Genomic DNA, 17651 nt, shown 5'->3' on the forward strand with positions numbered 1-17651 from the left:
TCCGCGCTGACGCGCGGGCCGGCTGGACTGGGCCGGCACCCCGGGGGTCGGGTGGCTGTCGTGGTTTCGCCGCACCGCTGCCACACGGTCTCGACGATGGTGCTGTGCCCGCCTCGCGGCGGACGGGTCTTTCACTGTCGAGGACAGCGGCTAGCGGACAGCCACCTCACGAGTCCGATTGCTATACAAGTCTGGACCACCTCCTTTCCCGTGTACGGCCACGCTATCCACTTCCCAGGGGCGGCGGCAACGGATTTCGATCACACGCCGGAGCACGAACCTTCGGGGCGGCGACCTCAGTCGATGCCGATCGGGCCCTCGCGGGGGCCGTCCTCGTTGGCCGGCTGCACCGCCAGCGACGGGAAGTCGGCCAGGTCGCCCTCGGGCTCGGCGTCCCACTCCGGGAAGACCAGGTCGCTCTGGAGGTAGAGGCAGAGCAGTTGGGTGAGGTGGCGCAGCCCGTCCAGGTGGGTGCGCTCGTGCCCGTGGGTGGCGTCCACCCCGAAGCCGAGCAGCGCCACCCGGGCGTGCGCGCCCGCCTCGACCGCCGCCGCCACGTCCGAGCGGTAGTACTCGAAGACGTCGCGGACCAGGTCGACCCCGTGCTCCTTCGCGATCGAGGCGAGGTTGCGGGTCAGGTGGTAGTCGAACGGTCCCACGCCGTCGCCCATGGCCAGGGTGGCCGCGTGTTCCCGGGACTGCTGGCCGGGGGCGACCACCGCCGCGTCCACCGAGACGATCTCCGCCACGTCCGGGTCGAGGCCGTGGCTGGCGCCGTGGCCGATCTCCTCGGTGACGGTGACCAGCAGGTGGGCGGTGACCACCGGGGTGATCCCGGCGTCCACGATCGCCTTGAGCGCGGTCAGCACCGCCGCCACGCCGGCCTTGTCGTCCAGGTGCCGCGACTTGACGTACCCGGACGGGGTGATCATCGGGTTCGGCAGGAACGCCACGAAGTCGCCCGCGTCGATGCCGAGCGCGCGGAGCCCGGCGATGTCCTCGACCGGCTCGTCCACCCGCACCTCGACCTGCTCCCAGCCGACGCCCTGAAGGTCGACCGCGTCGTTGTAGCGGTGCCCGCTGGCCTTGAGCGGGAGCACCTGGCCGGTGATCACCCGGTCCAGGTCGTCGGTGAAGATCCGCACGTGCGCGCCCTCGGCGAACCGGGCGCTGTGCGTGCCGATGGTCTTCAGCTCCAGCCGGCCGTTCTCCTTCAGCCGCTTCACCATGCCGCCGATGGTGTCGGTGTGCACCACGATCGCCCGGTCGGCCCCGGTCTGCCGGGGGCCCGGCAGGCAGGCGCTGAGCGCACCGCGCCGGGTCAGCGTCGACGGGATGCCGAGGGCGGAGAGGCGTTCGCCCACGTACTGCTGCACGTGGTCGGTCCGCCCCGACGGGCTGGGGATCTCCAGCAACTCCAGCAGCACCTGGCGCAGGTAGTCCAGGTCGATCTCCAGCGGCTTCGGGCTCACGCCGCGCCTCCCGGTCCGGCGGGGCTCCACAGCCGCTGCGGCGCCCGGGTGCCGGGGAAGAGCAGGTCGACGAAGCGCTCGGCGGTCGGCTGGGGCTCGTGGTTGGCCAGCCCCGGCCGTTCGTTCGCCTCGATGAAGACGTGCTCGGGCTGGTCGGGGGAGGCGACCAGCAGGTCGAGCCCGGTCACCGGGATGTCCAGCGCCCGGCTCGCCGCCACGCAGGCCTCGGCGATCGTGGGATGCAGTTCGGCCGTCACGTCATGGATCGTCCCACCGGTGTGCAGGTTCGCGGTACGCCGCACCGCCAGCACCTGTCCCTCGGGCAGCACGTCGTGCATCCGGTAGCCGGCCTCCGCCACCACCTCGCGGGTCATGTCGTCGATCGGGATGCGGGACTCGCCCCCGGTCGCGGCGGCCCGCCGCCGGCTCTGCCGCTCGATCAGCTCGGTGACGTCGTGGACGCCGTCCCCGGTGATCTGCGCCGGCCGGCGTACCGCCGCCGCCACCACCTCGTGGTCGATGACGATCACCCGCAGGTCCTCGCCGGCGCGCATCTCCTCGATCAGCACGTCGGGGCAGAACCGCCGGGCCAGCCGCACCGCCGCGGTCAGCGCCTGCGGCGTCCGTACGCCGACGGTGATGCCGTTGCCCTGCTCGCCCCGGGCCGGCTTGACCACGACCGGGCCGACGTCCTCCAGGAAGGCCAGGTCGTCCGGCTCGCCGGTGGCGGTCCGCCCGCGCGGCACCGACAGCCCCGCCTCGGTGAGGATGCGCCGGGTGACCCGCTTGTCGTCGCAGCGGCTCATCGCCACCGCCGAGGTCAGCTCCGACAGCGACTCGCGGGTGTGGACCGTCCGGCCGCCGTTGCTCAGCCGCAGCTCGCCCCAGTGCGCGTCGGTCACCTCCACCCGGATGCCGCGCCGCATCGCCTCGTCGGCGACGATCCTCGCGTACGGGTTGAGCTCGTCGTAGCCCTCCGGGGCGGCGGGCAGGAAGAGCCGCTCGTTGATCGGGTTCTTCCGCTTGACGCAGAGCGTGTTGGTGCGGTGGAAGCCCAGCCGCTCGTAGAGCCGGATCGCGCCGGAGTTCTCCGCCAGCACCGACAGGTCGACGAAGGCCCGGCCGCGCTCGTCCAGCCGGTCGGCCAGCGCGGTGAGCAGCGCCTGGCCGGTGCCGGGCGGCGCGGTGTTGAAGTCGACGGTCAGGCACCAGAGGCTGGCGCCGTTCTCCGGGTCGTCGAAGACCGCCACGTGGTCGACCCCGGTGATGGTGCCGACGATCTCGCCGGTGCCCCCCTCGGCGACCAGGTGCAGGAAACGGTCGGTGCCGGCGTTGTCGACGAGCACCTCGACCGGCGCGGTGACCATGCCGTTGCGGGCGTAGATCCGGTTCACCGCGTCCGCGTCGTCGGCGTCGCGCAGCGGACGGATCACCAGCCCCGGGACCTCGTCGCCGTCGTCGATGGCCGCCGGCCGCCGCGCGCCCAGCGGCAACCGGTAGGTCAGCGACGGGTCGATGAACAGCTCGTCGGGGAGGCGGGACACCAGCACGTGCGGATCGCGCAGGTAGATGCAGATGTCCCGGGAGCCGGCCGCCTCGGAGCGCAGCACGTCCGCCACGGCCGCCTGGTCGGTGAAGGTCTGCCCGAAGACCAGCCGGCCCCAACCGCAGTCCAGCACCACGTCCGCGTCACCGCCGGGTCGCCGGCACGGCTCCGGCGGGCCGGGGGCCACCGGGTCGCCGCCGGGCCCGACCCGTTCCCGGCGTCGGCCCAACACCCGTTCCCGATCGGTACGCGCCGCGCCGGTGGCGAGGGTGTCGGTCACGGTCAGTCGATTCCGTGGCTCTGGAGCCACATTTCCAGGAGTCCGAGCTGCCACAGCTTGTTTCCGTTCAACGGGGTGAGTTCGGCGTTCGGATCGGCGAGCAGCGCGTCGACGTAGTCGGCACGGAACAGGTCCCGGCGGCGGGCGGCGGGCGCGGAGAGCGCGTCGCGTACCCGGTCGAGGAGCTTGCCCTCGAGGTGGGTGAGGCCCGGCACCGGGAAGTAGCCCTTCGGCCGGTCGATGACCTCGTGCGGGAGGACCCGGCGGCCGATCTCCTTGAGCACGCCCTTGCCGCCCTGGGCCAGCTTCAGCTCCGGCGGGCAGCTCGCGGCGAGCTCCACGAACTCGTGGTCGAGGAACGGCACCCGGGCCTCCAGCCCGTGCGCCATGGTCATGTTGTCGACCCGCTTCACCGGGTCGTCGGTGAGCATGATCTGGGTGTCGATCCGCAGGCCGGCGTCGACCGCGGTGTCCGCCCCGGCCCGCGCCAGGTGCGCGGCGACGAAGTCCCGCGCCGGGTCGCCGTCGGCCAGTCGGTCCGGGTTCAGCACCCGGGCCAGGCCGGCCGCGTCCCGGTCGAAGAACGCCGCGGCGTACGTCTCGAGCGCCTGCTCCCGGTCGATGCCGGCGAGTGGCGGGTACCAGTGGTAGCCGCCGAGGATCTCGTCCGCGCCCTGGCCCGACTGGACCACCTTGACGTGCTTCGCGACCTCCTGGCTGAGCAGGTAGAACGCGACGCAGTCGTGGCTGACCATCGGCTCGCTCATCGCCGCCACGGCCGCCTCCAGCGGCGGCACGAGGTCCTGGGCGGCCACCCGGAGCTGGTGGTGGTCGGTGCCGAAGGTCTTCGCGACCAGGTCGGAGTAGACGAACTCGTCGCCCTCCCGGCCGCCGACGGCGTCGAAGCCGATGGAGAAGGTGGACAGCCCGCGCTGCCCCTCGCCGGCCAGCAGCGCGACGACCAGGCTGGAGTCGAGCCCGCCGGAGAGCAGTACGCCGACCGGCACGTCGGCGACCATCCGGCGGCGTACTGCGGTGGTCAGCGACTCCAGCAGCGCGTCCTGCCAGTCCCGCTCGGACCAGCCGGCGCGCCCGGTGGCGCGGGTGAAGGCCGGGTCCCAGTAGACCCGCTCGTGGGTGCGGCCGTCCGGCTCGTACACCCGGACGGTGGCCGGGGGGAGCTTGGCGACACCGCGCAGGATGGTGCGCGGCGGCGGCACGATGCTGTGGAAGCTGAGGTAGTGCGCGAGCGCGACCGGGTCGATGGAGGTGTCGATCCCGCCGCCGGCCAGCAGCGCCGGCAGGGTGCTGGCGAAGCGCACCGCACCCGGGGTCTCGGCCAGGTAGAGCGGCTTGATGCCCAGGCGGTCCCGGGCCAGCACCAACCGGCCGGTGTCCCGCTCGGTGATGGCGACGGCGAACATGCCGATCAGGTGGTCGACGAAGTCGAGCCCCCACTCGGCGTACGCCTTGACGACCACCTCGCTGTCGCCGGTGGAGAAGAAGCGGTGCCCCTTGGCCTGCAACTCCTCGCGCAGCTCGCGGTAGTTGTAGACGCAGCCGTTGAAGACGCCGGTGAGTCCCGCGTCCGGGTCGACCAGTGGTTGGCCGCTCGCCGCCGACAGGTCGATGATCTTCAGACGTCGGTGCCCGAGGGCCACGGGCCCCTGGGACCAGACCCCGCTGTCGTCGGGTCCCCGGTCACTCATCGTGGCCGCCATGCGCTCCACCGCCGCGACATCGGCGCGTGAGCCGTCACGACGGAACTCCCCAGCCAGTCCGCACATGCCAGGCAATGCTGCCAGACAGTATTGCGATTCGCCTGTTGAGACGATGACAGTTGTGTGACGACGTTGCTAGAATACTCGCCCGCGCTGAGCAGGCCGTGATCGCCGGCCGTGGCGCTGGCGTTCCGTGTCGGCGAGGGTCACGCTGCGAGGATCCGGCCGGGCCGCCCGTGTGACAAACACCGCACCGACGTGACGGCCCGCCGGCCGGCGGAGGTCGGCACCGACCTCCGCCGGCGCCGGGACGTCAGCCGGCCGTACGGGCCACGCCGACCGGGCAGCTCAGCCCGTTCGGGCCGTGGTTGCAGTACCCGTTCGGGTTCTTCGTCGGGGCCAGGTACTGCTGGTGGTGGTCCTCGGCGAAGTAGTGGTCAGCGGCGAAAGCCGGTGCCCTCGATCAGTTCCTGCCGCCACTGCCTGAATCGAGCGCGAAGAGTGGGCAAGCTGGCGACGGACACGCCGTAGCAGTCAAATCAGCATCGGTGATCTGATCCAGTGCCCCAGTGCATCCGCAAACGCGCGGGGCTCGAAACCGGGATCCGAGGCGACGGCGAGTTCCAGAAGACGTTCCCGGGTGTATCTGCCGCTGGTCAGGGCGGCGTCCACGTCGAGGAAATCACGAGCCTCGGCGCGACCGAACAAAGCGCACATCTTGTTGGCGACGGCATCGTCGGGATGTAGAACCGGCCCCAGCTCGGACATTACCGGTGGCTGCGCCCGCCAGTCCGCCGACATTTCAAGCTTGTCCGGCTCGCCGCCTGAAGGATCGGCGACGAGCAGGCGGGTGAAGGTCTCGTTGCGAATGACCGTGGTCACCTCGTAGCCCTGGTCTTCCAAAGCCGTGGCGACGTTGTCCACCGCTTCGGGGAATGAGGCGCGCAGATCCCATGCGGTGAAGAGGCCACGTCACCGCTGAGCCGGGTGCCCATCCCGTGTGCGCTCACCGCGTAGCCGCCGGCGAGCGCGAAGCCGAAGCGGCCGGCTGCTTTCAGCGCCACCTTGGTGATCCGGGCGTGACGAGGGAGCGTCGGTCAGGCAGCGCTGCGATGGGCCGGGCGTAGTTCGGGGAAACGCGCTTCCCAGGCCCGGCAGACGGCCGCCGGCAGCCACATCGACGGCCAAAGTTTGACGAGCGTCGTCCGGTCGAGGTGGGCGTAGAGATCGACCGGACTGGCGGCCTCGTTCAGGACCGTTCGGTAGAGATCGACGATGCGTCCAGGCTGCATCAGGTCGTAACGAGCGTTTCCCGACCACTTGAGATGACGCGGCAGCACGACCACTCCAGCGGTCGGCCCGCGAAGCAGTTCGAGAGCTTCGGGCACGATAACCGGCTTGGCGTAACCGCGCGGACGGTTCGCGCTCTCGCCGGCCATCGTGTCCTCCCTACGTCCAGCTCAAGGCTAGCGGCTACGGTCAGCCGGCGGTACGGGCCACGCCGACCGGGCAGCTCAGCCCGTTCGGGCCGTGGTTGCAGTACCCGTTCGGGTTCTTCGTCGGGGCCAGGTACTGCTGGTGGTGGTCCTCGGCGAAGTAGTAGTCACCGAGCGGCGCGATCTCCGTGGTGATCTCGCCCTTGCCGGCCCGGGCCACGATCGGGGCGAACGCGTCGCGGGACGCCTGCGCGGTGGCCAGCTGCTCGTCGGTGGTGGTGTAGATCGTCGAGCGGTACTGGGTGCCGACGTCGTTGCCCTGGCGCATGCCCTGGGTCGGGTCGTGGTTCTCCCAGAAGACCTTGAGCAGGTCCTCGTAGCTGATCTGTGCCGGGTCGTAGACCACCTGGACCACCTCGGCGTGCCCGGTCATGCCCGAACAGACCTCCTCGTACGTGGGGTTCGGCGTGACGCCGCCCGCGTAGCCGGCGGAGGTGGTGAGTACGCCCGGCAGGGTCCAGAACAGTCGCTCGGCGCCCCAGAAACACCCCATCCCGAAGACCGCGACCTGCGAACCGGCCGGGAACGGGCCCTTCAGCGAGAAGTTGAGCACCTCGTGGCGGTCGGCGATCGGCATTGCGATCGGCCGGCCCGGCAGGGCCTGGTCGGGGGTGGGCAACTCGGCCTTCATGCGGCGAAGGAACACGGTGGGACTCCTCTCGTACCTGTCCCAGCGTGCAACGCCGCCGGGCCCGACTTCCTTACCCGTCCCACCGCCGCTCAGGCCGGGCGGCCGAGGATGGGATGAGCGGGCCCATGGCCGTCCGGCCGGTACGGCGGACGCAACGGCCCGTCGAGTGCGGGGATTGTCACCGTGGGTGGCGGAACGGCCCGGGAGGGTGACGCGTCTGACCGGTATGAGCAGATGGAGCAGGTGCCTGGGTGGTGTCGCGGTCCTGTCCGTCGCCGTGCTCGCCGGCTGCGCGCAGCCCGAGCCGGAGGCCGCCGCCTCCGCCCCGGCGACCGTGTCCGGCACCGGCACGGTGGCCCCGCCGGTCACGGTGACCGTCTCGGCCGACCGCCACCGCGCCGGTGACGTCATCGTGCTGACGGTGGTCAACGGCGGCGCCGCGCCCCTGTACGCCGACGACCTGCGGACCGACTGCTCTCCGGTGCTGCTCGAACGTCGCGAGGGCGGGACGTGGACCCGCTACGACAACTGCGGCGTCGAGCGGGCCTCGGCCGTCGTCACCTGGGCGCCGGGCGAACGGCGCGAGATCCGGCTCGACACGGCCGGCAGCAACTTCTCCACGCCGCCGCTGCTGGCCGGCGTCCACCGGATCGCCTTCGGCTTCCGCCGGTCGTCCACCCCGGAGGGCGTCGTCACCGAGTGGGCCCACTCGTCGGAGTTCCGGATCGGCTGACCCGCTGCCCGCTCCGCGCCCGAGGGAGCGCGGAACGGGCGACACCGGGTGGGCGGTCACCCGACGACCCGCCGGTGACCAGGGATCAGAAGCAACTCGAATCGAGGGTGCTGCCGAACTCGATGTACCGCGCGTTGACGTGGGCGGACGTCGTGTTGCCCCCGGACAGCGCGTAGTTGGTGCCGACCCAGGTCCGCTGGCACTTCGCATTGGTACGCACGGTGAAGTAGTCGCCGTACCGGCCGTCGGTGCGGTTGTGCGTACCCGAGGCGGTCAGGATCACCGATCCGAAGGCGATCGCGTCGGCCGGGGTGTCGTCGACGCCCACGTAGCCCTGCGCCGCCGCGCCGCCCCCACCGGCGGCACCACCCGCGGCGATGGAGATCCCCAGGTCACCGAAGACGTTGCCGCTCACCACCGGGTACCCGAAGCAGAGCGAGGCGTTCCAGATGTGCGGCTGCTCGACCAGGGTGAGGTCGGAGGTGCGGAACGACGCCGCCCGGACGTGCCCCTGGGTGATGCCGCCGGTCGGGGCGGAGTGCCAGTACCAGGTGACCCGGGAGCCGTGCAGCGCGCCGCGCATCCGGAAACCGGCCGCGGTCCAGGACGTGGCGCGCTCGATGAAGTCGAAGTTGCCGGTGCCACCCCGGCAGTCGGGATTGCTGAAGTTGGACGCGCTGATGGTGCGAACCGTCTGCGGCACCGACGTGCTCGACTCCGCCCAGCTGAAGATGCGGAACGAGGTGCTGCTCTCGATCGCGCCGAAGTACATGGTGGTCGAGCCCTGAGCACCCTCGATGGGGGTGAGCACCCGCTGGCCGACCGAGCCGACGTGGGTCAGGGTGTTGGTCGTGGCCGTGGTGCACGCCGACATCTGCGCGAGGTTGAACCGCCTGATCTGCGAACCGATCCAGGAACCGGCCCGCTGGTTCTGCGTGGTCAGGTAGAGGGCGTTGGCGCTCACCCCGATGTGCGGATAGTCCGGCAGCACGTCGTCGGCGGCGCCGCCCGGATCGATGTAGTAGGTGCACAATGGCGCGCTGGCCGGATTGTCGCGGACGAAGATGCGAACTCCGCCATTGTTCAGAGCGGCGTTCGTGTAGAGCAGGATGCTGAAGATCCGGTCGGTGTTGTGCGCCCGTACCACGTCCTGGTCGCAGCAGGCGTTGGGCGCGTCGGCCGGACCGGCCGGCAGGCCGACCCCGGTCCAGGTGCTGCCGTCGTTGGTGGAGTACGACGCGTAGGTGTTGCCGGTGTAGAAGACCGAGGAGCCGTCGTTGGCCGCCGCGGTCTCGCCCAGCGTGCTGCTCACCGCCGAGGCGCGCGTGTTGGCGTTGTTGCGCCGGATCAGCAGCGACTGGGCGCTGATCTCCGCCGCCTCGGTCTGCCCCACCGGCTTCGCCCGCTCCGCCGCGTCGACCTGGGCTCCCGCGGGCGCAGGCTGCGCCGCGGCGATCCGTTCCCGCTGCTCGCGGTGGCGCCGGTCGAGGTCCGCCATCTGCTCACGGCTGGCCGCCGACTGCTTCAGGGGCCCCTCCGGCCGGACGGTCGTCGGCGCTGTCCGCACGGCCGGCCCGGCGGGCGCCGCCGCGGTCGCGGTCGTCGCGCCGGCGCCGGTGGCCGATGTCAGCGGCGCCAGCGCGGCCACGGTGGCGAGCGCCACCGCCGCCACTGTCGATCTACTTGGCATCTGTTCTCCCGACTCGGAAGCCGGCGGGGACCTGTTGTCCCGCTGCTCGGCAGAATGCACTCTGCCATTTGATCGATATTCGGCATTCCCTCAGTCGGTAGGCGGACAGTCCGCCATTTTTGCTCTTGTGAACAGCTTTCCCGAGAAAGTCGCGCGCCCGCCGTGGTGAATGCGATTCCTGTCGACGGAAGTTGTGGCGGGCGTGCAATTTCCAGGACGGCGGCGCGATCCGCTATCCGGTGGCGGGTGACGCCCCGGCGATCCGGCCGGCGTACTGCTGCGCCTCGGCGTCGTCGGTGTAACGGGTACGCGGCCAGAAGAAGCCGCGCAGGCCGTCGCCCTTCGTCCTCGGCACCACGTGGGTGTGCAGGTGCGCCACCGACTGCGACACCCGGTTGTTCATCGCCACGAACGTGCCGCCGGCCCCCAGGCCGGTCTCCACCGCCACCGCGAGCCGCTGCACCAGGCGGAAGTAACCGGGCAGCGCGTCCGCCGGCAGCTCGTCCAGGGTGACCAGGTGGGCGCGGGGGACCACCAGCAGGTGGCCCTTGAACACCGGCCGGGTGTCCAGGAAGGCGACCCCGTCCGGCTCGTCGGCCACCCGGAACGCGGGCACCTCGCCCGCGACTATCCCGCAGAACACGCACCCGCTCATCGGAGCAGCGTAATGCCGTGCCCACCGCGCCACCGGCCACCGCGACCGGGCCACGGGACGCGCGATGTGACCCGCGGCCGGGTTCCACACGCTGGGACGCGGGGGAGGACTAACGTCTCGGTCATGAACCACGGCTTCGAGACGCTCGCCATCCACGCCGGCCAGGACCCCGAGGCCCGCACCGGCGCGGTGATCCCACCGATCTACCAGACCAGCACCTACGCCCAGGACGCCGTCGGCGCGCCCCGGCAGGGCTACGAATACAGCCGCTCCGGCAACCCCACCCGCGACGCGCTCCAGGAGTGCCTCGCCGCGCTGGAGGGCGGCCCCGTCGGGCTCGCCTTCGCCAGCGGCCTCGCCGCCGAGGACACCCTGCTGCGGACGGTCTGCCAGCCGGGTGACCACGTGGTGATCCCGGACGACGCGTACGGCGGCACGTACCGGCTCTTCGCCCGGGTGGCCGAGCGCTGGGGGCTGGCGTACACCCCGGCCAAGGTCTCCGACCCGGACGCCGTGCGGGCCGCGATCCGACCCGGCAGCACGAGGATCGTCTGGGTGGAGACGCCGACGAACCCGCTGCTCGGCATCGCCGACATCGCCACCCTCGCCGCCGTCGCGCACGACGCCGGGGCGCTGCTGGTGGTCGACAACACCTTCGCCTCGCCGTACCTGCAGCAGCCGATCGCGCACGGCGCGGACGTGGTGGTCCACTCCACCACCAAGTACGTCGGCGGGCACTCCGACGTGGTCGGTGGCGCGTTGATCGCCGCCGACACCGGCCTCGGCGACGAACTGCGCTACCACCAGAACGCGATGGGCGCGATCAACGGCCCGTTCGACGCCTGGCTCACCCTGCGCGGCATCAAGACCCTCGGGGTACGGATGGACCGGCACTGCGACAACGCCGAGCGGATCGCCGCGTACCTGGAGGGGCACGCGAAGGTCGGCCAGGTCATCTACCCGGGCCTGCCCTCGCACCCCGGTCATGAGGTCGCCGCCAAGCAGATGCGCCGCTTCGGCGGCATGATCTCCTTCCGCGCGGCCGGCGGCGAGGAGCACGCCGTGCAGATCTGCAACCGGGCGAAGCTCTTCGTCCTCGCCGAGTCCCTCGGCGGCGTGGAGTCCCTGATCGAGCACCCGGGCCGGATGACACACGCAAGTGCTGCCGGCTCGCCGCTTGAAGTTCCCGGCGATCTCGTGCGACTGTCTGTCGGCATCGAGACGGTCGACGACCTGCTCGCCGATCTGGAGCAGGCGCTGGGCTGACCGCTGGCTGGGGAGGGTGGCCGTGCAGGACATCATGCCGACCTGGGTGGGGGCGACCGCCAAGCAGATCGCCCGGGGCGTACGCCGGGGTGACGTCTCCGCCACCCAGGTCGTCGCCGACCACCTGGAGCACATCGCCCGGGCCGACGCCGAGCTGGCCGCGTTCCGCGCGGTACGCGCCGGGGAGGCGATCACCGAGGCGGAGAAGGTCGACGAGCAGGAGGACCTGGCCAACCTGCCGTTGGCCGGGGTGCCCGTCGCGGTCAAGGAGAACACCGCCGTCGCCGGCCTGCCCACCTGGAACGGGTCGGCGGCGGTACGTACTCCAGTGGCGGAGGCCGACCACGAGGTGGTCCGCCGGCTGCGCGGCGCGGGCGCGGTGATCCTCGGGGTGACCCGGATGCCGGAGCTCGGCCTCTGGGGCCTCACCGACGACGAGACGGCGATCACCCGCAATCCGTGGGACACCGGGCGCACCCCCGGCGGCTCCTCCGGCGGGGCGGCCGCCGCGGTGGCCGCCGGGCTGGTGCCGATCGCGCACGGCAACGACGGTCTCGGCTCGATCCGCATCCCGGCGGCCTGCTGCGGACTGGTCGGGCTCAAGCCGGGCCGGGGCGTCGTCCCCTGCCAGTTGGGCGCGGAGGACTGGTTCGGCCTCACCGAGCACGGCATGCTCTCCACCACGGTCGCCGACGCGGCGGTCGGCTTCCAGGTGCTCGCCGGCCGTCAACAGGAGAAGCTGGTCCCGCCGTCGCGGCTGCGGGTCGGCGTCTCGCTCCGCTCCCCGGTGCGCGGGGTCGCGCCGGACGCGTCCAACCGGGACGCGGTGGCCGCCGCCGGCCGGCTGCTCGCCGCCGCCGGCCACGACACCGTCCCGGCCGACCCGGTCTACCCGACGGCGCTCGGCCTGCAGGGCATCGCCACCTGGTTCGCCGCGGCCGCCGCCGACGTGCGGGCCGCCGGCGTCGCGCCGCGCCACCTCCAGCGCCGCAGCCGCCGGCACGTCGCGCTCGGCGAGTGGGCGCAGCGGCGGGGGTACGTGCGGGAGGCCGACCGGGCCGCCTGGCGGGACCGGTCGATCGGGTTCTTCACCGACCACTCGGTGGACCTGCTGCTGACCCCGGCGCTGGCCGGTCCGCCGCCGGAGGCCACCGCCTGGTCCAGCCGCTCCTGGCTGGCGAACATGAAGGCCAACATCCGGTACGCCCCGTACGCGGCCCCGTGGAACATCGCCGGCCTGCCGTCGATCGTGGTGCCGGTCGGCCGCCGCCCGGACGGCCTGCCGGTCGCCGCGCAGCTCATCGGTCCGCCCGGCTCGGAGCTGCTGCTGCTCGGCGTGGCGGGGCAGTTCGAGATGCAGGCGCCCTGGACCCGGCACGCCCCCGGCTACCCGCGCGTCGGAACGGGGTCGCCGGCCACCGCATGATCGTCTAGCGTGTGCGCGCACCCCCGCCGCACCCCAGGACGGTCATCGATGCACTGCCAGACCTGCGGGGACACCACGTCCCCGACCTTCGACGAGTGCCAGAACTGCCACACCCCGCTCGGCCGGCCGGCCGTGACGCCCGGGCTCCCGACGTACGCGGTGCGCGGCATCGGGACGGCCGTGCAGATCGCGGTCGGTGCGACCGCTCTGCTCTTCCTGCTGGTGTCGCTCTTCCCGGTCGTCGGCCTGATGATGGCCGACCGGGCCGCCGCCGACCGGGACGGCGACCTGCTGCTCGGCGCCGCGGTGGTCGAGCTGGCGTTCTCGCTCCCCTTCGTCCTGGCCATCCTGACCGCCGCCGTGCTGGTCATCATCTGGACCTGGCGGGCGCGCAAGAACATCGAGGCCTTCCCGGGGGCGCTGCCCTCGCTCGGCGCGGGCTGGGCCATCGCCGGCTGGCTGGTGCCGTTCGCCAACCTGGTGGTGCCCGCCCGGGTGGTGGCCAACATCGCCCGGGACAGCCTGTGGCAGCGGCGCACCCCGGCGCTGGTCGGCGTCTGGTGGGCGGCCTGGCTGGTGTTCAGCCTCGGCGAGCGGTTCGTCAACAAGCGCGACGAGCGCGAGTACGCCCGGCTGCCGGAGAACCCGGTCGACGCGGCGGACTTCCAGGCCTACGTCGCGTACTACGAACGCGTCCTCGGCTGGCACCTCGTGCCGGCGGTGGCCTGCCTGGTCGCGGCGGCCAGCCTCATCGTGCTGGTCCGACGGATCTCCGCCGCGCAGCAGGCCCGCATCGCCCGCGCCACGCCCGCGTGGCCGGTCACCCCGGGCATGACGGTGACCCCGGGCGGGCCCGTCCCGTCGTACCCGCAGCCGGCGCCGACCCCGCCGACCCCGGTGTCACCGCAGGTCCCACCGGCGCCGGGTGGCACGATCGGGGCATGACGGAACTGGTCGGTCTCGCCGACGTACGGGCCGCGCGGGACCTGCTCGCCGGGGTCACCCGCACCACGCCACTGGAGCCCTCCCGGCCGCTGAGCGCCGCGCTCGGCGGACCGGTCTGGCTCAAGTGCGAGAACATGCAGCGCGCCGGGTCGTACAAGGTACGCGGCGCGTACGTGCGGATCTCCCGGCTGTCGGCGGAGGAGCGGGCCCGGGGCGTGGTGGCCGCGAGCGCCGGCAACCACGCCCAGGGGGTGGCGCTCGCCGCCGGCCTGGTCGGCACCCACGCCACGGTCTTCATGCCGGTCAACGCGCCGCTGCCGAAGGTGGCCGCCACCAAGGGGTACGGCGCGCAGATCGAACTGGTCGGCAACACCGTCGACGAGTCGCTGGTGGCGGCGCAGACCTTCGCCGAGCGCACCGGGGCGGTGCTGATCCACCCCTTCGACCACCGGGACGTGATCGCCGGCCAGGGCACGGTGGCGCTGGAGATCCTCGAACAGTGCCCGGACGTGAAGACGATCGTCACCGGCGTCGGCGGCGGTGGGCTGATCTCCGGGATGGCGGTGGCGGCCAAGGCGCTGCGCCCCGACGTCCGGGTCATCGGGGTGCAGGCGGCCAGCGCCGCCGCCTTCCCGCCCTCGCTCGCCGCCGGCGAGCCGGTACGCCTGCCGGCCTTCTCCACCATCGCCGACGGCATCGCGGTCGGCCGGCCCGGGGAGATCACCTTCACCCACGTCCGCAAGCTCGTCGACGAGATCGTCACGGTTGCCGAGGAGGACATCTCCCGGGCGCTGCTGATGCTGCTGGAACGGGGCAAGCAGGTGGTGGAGCCGGCCGGCGCGGTCGGCGTGGCCGCGCTGCTGGCCGGGGCGGTCGAGGTGGAGACCCCGGTCGTCGCGGTGCTCTCCGGCGGCAACATCGACCCGCTGCTGATGCTGCGGGTGATCGAGCACGGCCTGGCCGCCGCCGGGCGCTACCTGCGGGTGACGGTGCGCTGCTCCGACCGCCCCGGCCAGCTCGCCTCGCTGCTCGCCGAGATCGCCGAGCACCGGGCGAACGTGGTGGACGTCGAGCACCAGCGGGCCAATCCGCACCTGCGCCTCGGCGAGGTGGAGGTGGCGCTGTCGGTGGAGACCCGGGGCGTGGCGCACTCCGACACGCTGATCAGCGCGTTGCGGGCCAGCGGTTACCAGGTGGTCTTCGCGGCCGAGGCGTGACACCTGACGGTGCCACGCCTCGGCGTACGCGGGAAGGTCCCGCCGGGTCGCGGACCCGGCGGGGCCGGTCTCAGCCGGCGAAGGGCTCGAAGCTGACGATCGTCACCTTGATGTCGGCGCCGCTCGGCGCCGTGTAGGTGCAGGCCTGACCGGCGCGGCCACCCAGGATCGCCTTGCCGAGCGCCGACTCGGGGCTGTAGACGGTCAACTCGGTGGTGGAGGCGACCTCGCGCGACCCGAGCAGGAACGTCTCGGTGTCGTCGGTGTCGTCGTCGAAGTAGATCGTCACCACCATGCCGGGCGACACCGCGTCGGCGGTCGGCGCCTCGCCGACCTGGGCGGTGCGCAGCAGCTCCTTGAGGTAGAGGATGCGACCCTCGGCCTTGCCCTGCTCCTCGCGGGCGGCGTGGTAGCCGCCGTTCTCCCGCAGGTCGCCTTCCTCACGCCGGGCGTTGATCTCGGCGGCGATGACCGGCCGGTTGGCGATCAGCTCGTCGAGCTCGGCCTGGAGGCGGTCGTGCGCGTCCTGGGACAGCCAGGTGGCGGGCGCCTCTTTGCCGTTGGTGGACACAGGGCGTTCTCCTCGGTTGTGCGGACTGGCTGACAGGTGAGTTACCAAGTTACCAGCGCCGGCACACCCCGGGGTGTCGTCGATCACCAGGGGGCGCCGCACGCGAATCGGACGTCGAGGCGTCCGTGCCGGTGGTCGGCGGGCTCAGCCGGCGGGCCGGCAGCGGACCACCTCGCCGATGAAGGGGCGCGCGGTGGTGGCGACCCGGTGCCGCACGGTGAGGTGCCGCTCGCCGGACGCGGCGTCGACGGGCACCTCCTCCCGGCCGACCTCGGCGCCGTCGTGCGAGCGGGCCCGCAGCAGGCACACCGCCGCACCGCCCTCGGGCACGGTGACCCGGAAGGCGACCTGTACGCCGGTGTCGGTGATGTCGGTGTAGGTGATCACCTCGGCGTCGTAGTCCGGGTCGCCGTAGCGGTCGTACTGCTGCACGGCGACCAGGCTCAGCCCGGCGAGCACGGCGGCCACCAGCAACCCGACCAGCAGGGGGCGGCGGCGGCCGGGCTCGCGCCGGCGGCCGTACCGACCGGGCGGGAACACCGGCGCGCCCGGGGGAATTGTGGCGTGCGTCTCGGTCACCGGCGGGCATCTCCTGGCGTCGTTGTCGGTGGCATCGGCAAGAATGGGAGGGTTCCATTCTCCCAGCCCGTCCTGTGGTCAAGGATGACAGGTCGGTGCCGGCAGGATCCGGTGCGGGGGAGGATTCCGGCAGGTCAGCCGGGGCCCGGGCGGGTCGCCGGCGGACACAGACGAGGAGCGCCCGAGTTGGCAGAGCAGCTGCGTCTCATGGCCGTGCACGCGCACCCGGACGACGAGTCCAGCAAGGGCGCCGCGACCACCGCCAAATACGTCGCCGAGGGCGTGGACGTCCTGGTCGTGACGTGCACCGGGGGTGAGCGCGGCAGCGTGCTCAACCCGAAGATGGACCGGCCCGACGTCTGGGCCGACATCGCCGAGATCCGTCGGGCCGAGATGGACGCGGCCCGCGCCGTGCTCGGCGTGGAGCAGGCGTGGCTCGGCTTCGTCGACTCGGGGCTGCCCGAGGGCGACCCGCTGCCGCCGCTGCCCGAGGGCTGCTTCGCCCTGCAGGACGTCGAGGTCGCCGCCGGCCCGCTGGTGCGGCTGATGCGCGAGTTCCGTCCGCACGTCGTCACCACGTACGACGAGGAGGGCGGTTACCCGCACCCCGACCACATCATGACCCACAAGATCAGCGTCGCGGCGTTCGACGCGGCCGGTGACCCGGAGCGCTACCCGGAGCTGGGTGAGCCCTGGCAGCCGCTGAAGCTCTACTACGACATCGGGTTCTCCAAGGGCAAGATCATGGCCCTGCACGAGGGGATGCTCGAGGCCGGTCTCGAATCGCCCTACGAGGAGTGGATCACCCGCTGGGAGGGCCGCCCAGACAAGGGCCCCCGGATCACCACCCGGGTCGAGTGCGCCGACTACTTCCCCGTCCGCGACGACGCGCTGCGCGCCCACGCCACCCAGATCGACCCGGACGGCTTCTGGTTCCACGTGCCGATGGAGCTGCAGAAGCGCGCCTGGCCGACGGAGGACTTCGAACTCGTCCGCTCGCTGGTCGACAGCCCGCTGCCCGAGTCGGACCTCTTCGCCGGGGTGCGCGAGACGGTCCATGCCCGCTGACCGGGCGTCGGGCTACGCTGAAACCCCACCGCACATCGGAGACCCACCATGCTGACCGCTGCCCAGGTGCTCGCGGCGAACAACTTCGGTGACACCCGCACGGGTGGCCTGGCCGGGCCCATGGGCCTGCTCCTCATCCTGCTGCTGTCCGCCGCCACGATCTTCCTGATCCGCAACATGAACTCCCGGCTGCGCCGGCTGCCCGACCGCTTCCCCGACCAGCGCGGGTCGGCCGACGAGGGCCGGTCCGACGCGTCCGCCGTCGATCCGACCGACGGGACGGGGCCGCAGGAATCACGTACGAATGCTCCCAACGGCCACCAGCAGCACCGGAACGGCTGATCGGGTCGTGATT

General features: G+C 72.3%; 17 protein-coding genes and 1 pseudogene. 7 read left to right on the forward strand and 11 right to left on the reverse strand.

Annotated features, from left to right (window positions below):
* Positions 1 to 296: 296 nt before the first annotated feature.
* The 7 genes and pseudogenes from ACPFP2_RS07695 to msrA all read right to left on the reverse strand — a co-directional run bounded on the left by ACPFP2_RS07695 (position 297) and on the right by msrA (position 7161).
* A complete protein-coding gene (locus tag ACPFP2_RS07695; RefSeq protein WP_424087476.1) occupies positions 297 to 1472 on the reverse strand; it encodes an osmoprotectant NAGGN system M42 family peptidase in 1176 nt (391 codons plus the stop codon).
* Positions 1469 to 3298 carry an N-acetylglutaminylglutamine synthetase gene (gene ngg, locus ACPFP2_RS07700; protein ID WP_424087478.1) on the reverse strand — a complete coding sequence of 610 codons (1830 nt, stop codon included), beginning with the start codon at positions 3296 to 3298 and terminating at the stop codon, positions 1469 to 1471. Before ngg ends, ACPFP2_RS07695 begins: the two co-directional genes overlap by 4 nt.
* A 2-nt stretch (positions 3299 to 3300) precedes the next feature.
* Positions 3301 to 5085 carry an N-acetylglutaminylglutamine amidotransferase gene (locus ACPFP2_RS07705; protein WP_424087480.1) on the reverse strand — a complete coding sequence of 595 codons (1785 nt, stop codon included), beginning with the start codon at positions 5083 to 5085 and terminating at the stop codon, positions 3301 to 3303.
* Positions 5086 to 5332: 247 nt separating this feature from the next.
* A pseudogene (locus ACPFP2_RS07710) lies at positions 5333 to 5458 on the reverse strand (peptide-methionine (S)-S-oxide reductase MsrA); the annotation flags it as partial.
* A 95-nt stretch (positions 5459 to 5553) separates the two neighbouring features.
* Positions 5554 to 5943 carry a nucleotidyl transferase AbiEii/AbiGii toxin family protein gene (locus ACPFP2_RS07715; protein WP_424087482.1) on the reverse strand — a complete coding sequence of 130 codons (390 nt, stop codon included), beginning with the start codon at positions 5941 to 5943 and terminating at the stop codon, positions 5554 to 5556.
* Positions 5944 to 6116: 173 nt separating this feature from the next.
* Complete coding sequence (locus ACPFP2_RS07720) at positions 6117 to 6458, reverse strand: hypothetical protein (protein WP_424087484.1); 342 nt, start codon at positions 6456 to 6458, stop codon at positions 6117 to 6119.
* Between the two features lie 40 nt (positions 6459 to 6498).
* Complete coding sequence (gene msrA / locus ACPFP2_RS07725; protein ID WP_424087486.1) at positions 6499 to 7161, reverse strand: peptide-methionine (S)-S-oxide reductase MsrA; 663 nt, start codon at positions 7159 to 7161, stop codon at positions 6499 to 6501.
* A 211-nt stretch (positions 7162 to 7372) separates the two neighbouring features.
* Between msrA and ACPFP2_RS07730 the strand changes: the two genes are divergently transcribed.
* Complete coding sequence (locus ACPFP2_RS07730; protein WP_424087488.1) at positions 7373 to 7879, forward strand: hypothetical protein; 507 nt, start codon at positions 7373 to 7375, stop codon at positions 7877 to 7879.
* Positions 7880 to 7964: 85 nt separating this feature from the next.
* Here ACPFP2_RS07730 and ACPFP2_RS07735 read toward each other — a convergent pair whose 3' ends face one another.
* Together ACPFP2_RS07735 and ACPFP2_RS07740 are read right to left on the reverse strand one after the other, a co-directional pair.
* Positions 7965 to 9569 (reverse strand): hypothetical protein, encoded by a 1605-nt coding sequence (locus tag ACPFP2_RS07735; protein ID WP_424087489.1) that lies wholly within the window; start codon positions 9567 to 9569, stop codon positions 7965 to 7967.
* A 232-nt stretch (positions 9570 to 9801) separates the two neighbouring features.
* Positions 9802 to 10224: an HIT family protein gene (locus tag ACPFP2_RS07740; RefSeq protein WP_424087491.1), complete on the reverse strand. Its 423-nt coding sequence runs from the start codon at positions 10222 to 10224 to the stop codon at positions 9802 to 9804.
* Positions 10225 to 10347: 123 nt separating this feature from the next.
* Between ACPFP2_RS07740 and ACPFP2_RS07745 the strand changes: the two genes are divergently transcribed.
* The 4 genes from ACPFP2_RS07745 to ilvA are packed head-to-tail and all read left to right on the forward strand — an operon-like array spanning position 10348 to position 15078.
* Positions 10348 to 11490 (forward strand): cystathionine gamma-synthase, encoded by a 1143-nt coding sequence (locus tag ACPFP2_RS07745; RefSeq protein WP_424087493.1) that lies wholly within the window; start codon positions 10348 to 10350, stop codon positions 11488 to 11490.
* A gap of 16 nt (positions 11491 to 11506) precedes the next feature.
* Entirely contained in the window at positions 11507 to 12916 is a 1410-nt protein-coding gene (locus ACPFP2_RS07750; RefSeq protein ID WP_424087495.1) for an amidase, read from the forward strand.
* A 48-nt stretch (positions 12917 to 12964) separates the two neighbouring features.
* Entirely contained in the window at positions 12965 to 13861 is an 897-nt protein-coding gene (locus ACPFP2_RS07755; protein ID WP_424087497.1) for a DUF4328 domain-containing protein, read from the forward strand.
* On the forward strand, positions 13858 to 15078 hold the full coding sequence (gene ilvA / locus ACPFP2_RS07760) for a threonine ammonia-lyase (protein WP_424087499.1): 1221 nt from the start codon (positions 13858 to 13860) through the stop codon (positions 15076 to 15078). Before ACPFP2_RS07755 ends, ilvA begins: the two co-directional genes overlap by 4 nt.
* Positions 15079 to 15148: 70 nt before the next feature.
* Here ilvA and greA read toward each other — a convergent pair whose 3' ends face one another.
* Positions 15149 to 15649 carry a transcription elongation factor GreA gene (gene greA, locus ACPFP2_RS07765; protein WP_424087501.1) on the reverse strand — a complete coding sequence of 167 codons (501 nt, stop codon included), beginning with the start codon at positions 15647 to 15649 and terminating at the stop codon, positions 15149 to 15151.
* A 144-nt stretch (positions 15650 to 15793) separates the two neighbouring features.
* On the reverse strand, positions 15794 to 16228 hold the full coding sequence (locus ACPFP2_RS07770) for a DUF4307 domain-containing protein (protein ID WP_424087503.1): 435 nt from the start codon (positions 16226 to 16228) through the stop codon (positions 15794 to 15796).
* Positions 16229 to 16414: 186 nt separating this feature from the next.
* Between ACPFP2_RS07770 and mca the strand changes: the two genes are divergently transcribed.
* Together mca and ACPFP2_RS07780 are read left to right on the forward strand one after the other, a co-directional pair.
* Entirely contained in the window at positions 16415 to 17296 is an 882-nt protein-coding gene (mca, locus tag ACPFP2_RS07775; protein ID WP_424087505.1) for a mycothiol conjugate amidase Mca, read from the forward strand.
* A gap of 48 nt (positions 17297 to 17344) precedes the next feature.
* On the forward strand, positions 17345 to 17638 hold the full coding sequence (locus tag ACPFP2_RS07780; RefSeq protein ID WP_424087507.1) for a hypothetical protein: 294 nt from the start codon (positions 17345 to 17347) through the stop codon (positions 17636 to 17638).
* Positions 17639 to 17651 lie beyond the last annotated feature (13 nt).

Origin of the sequence: Micromonospora citrea (genome assembly GCF_049629545.1) — a bacterium.
GTDB lineage: Bacteria > Actinomycetota > Actinomycetes > Mycobacteriales > Micromonosporaceae > Micromonospora > Micromonospora citrea_A.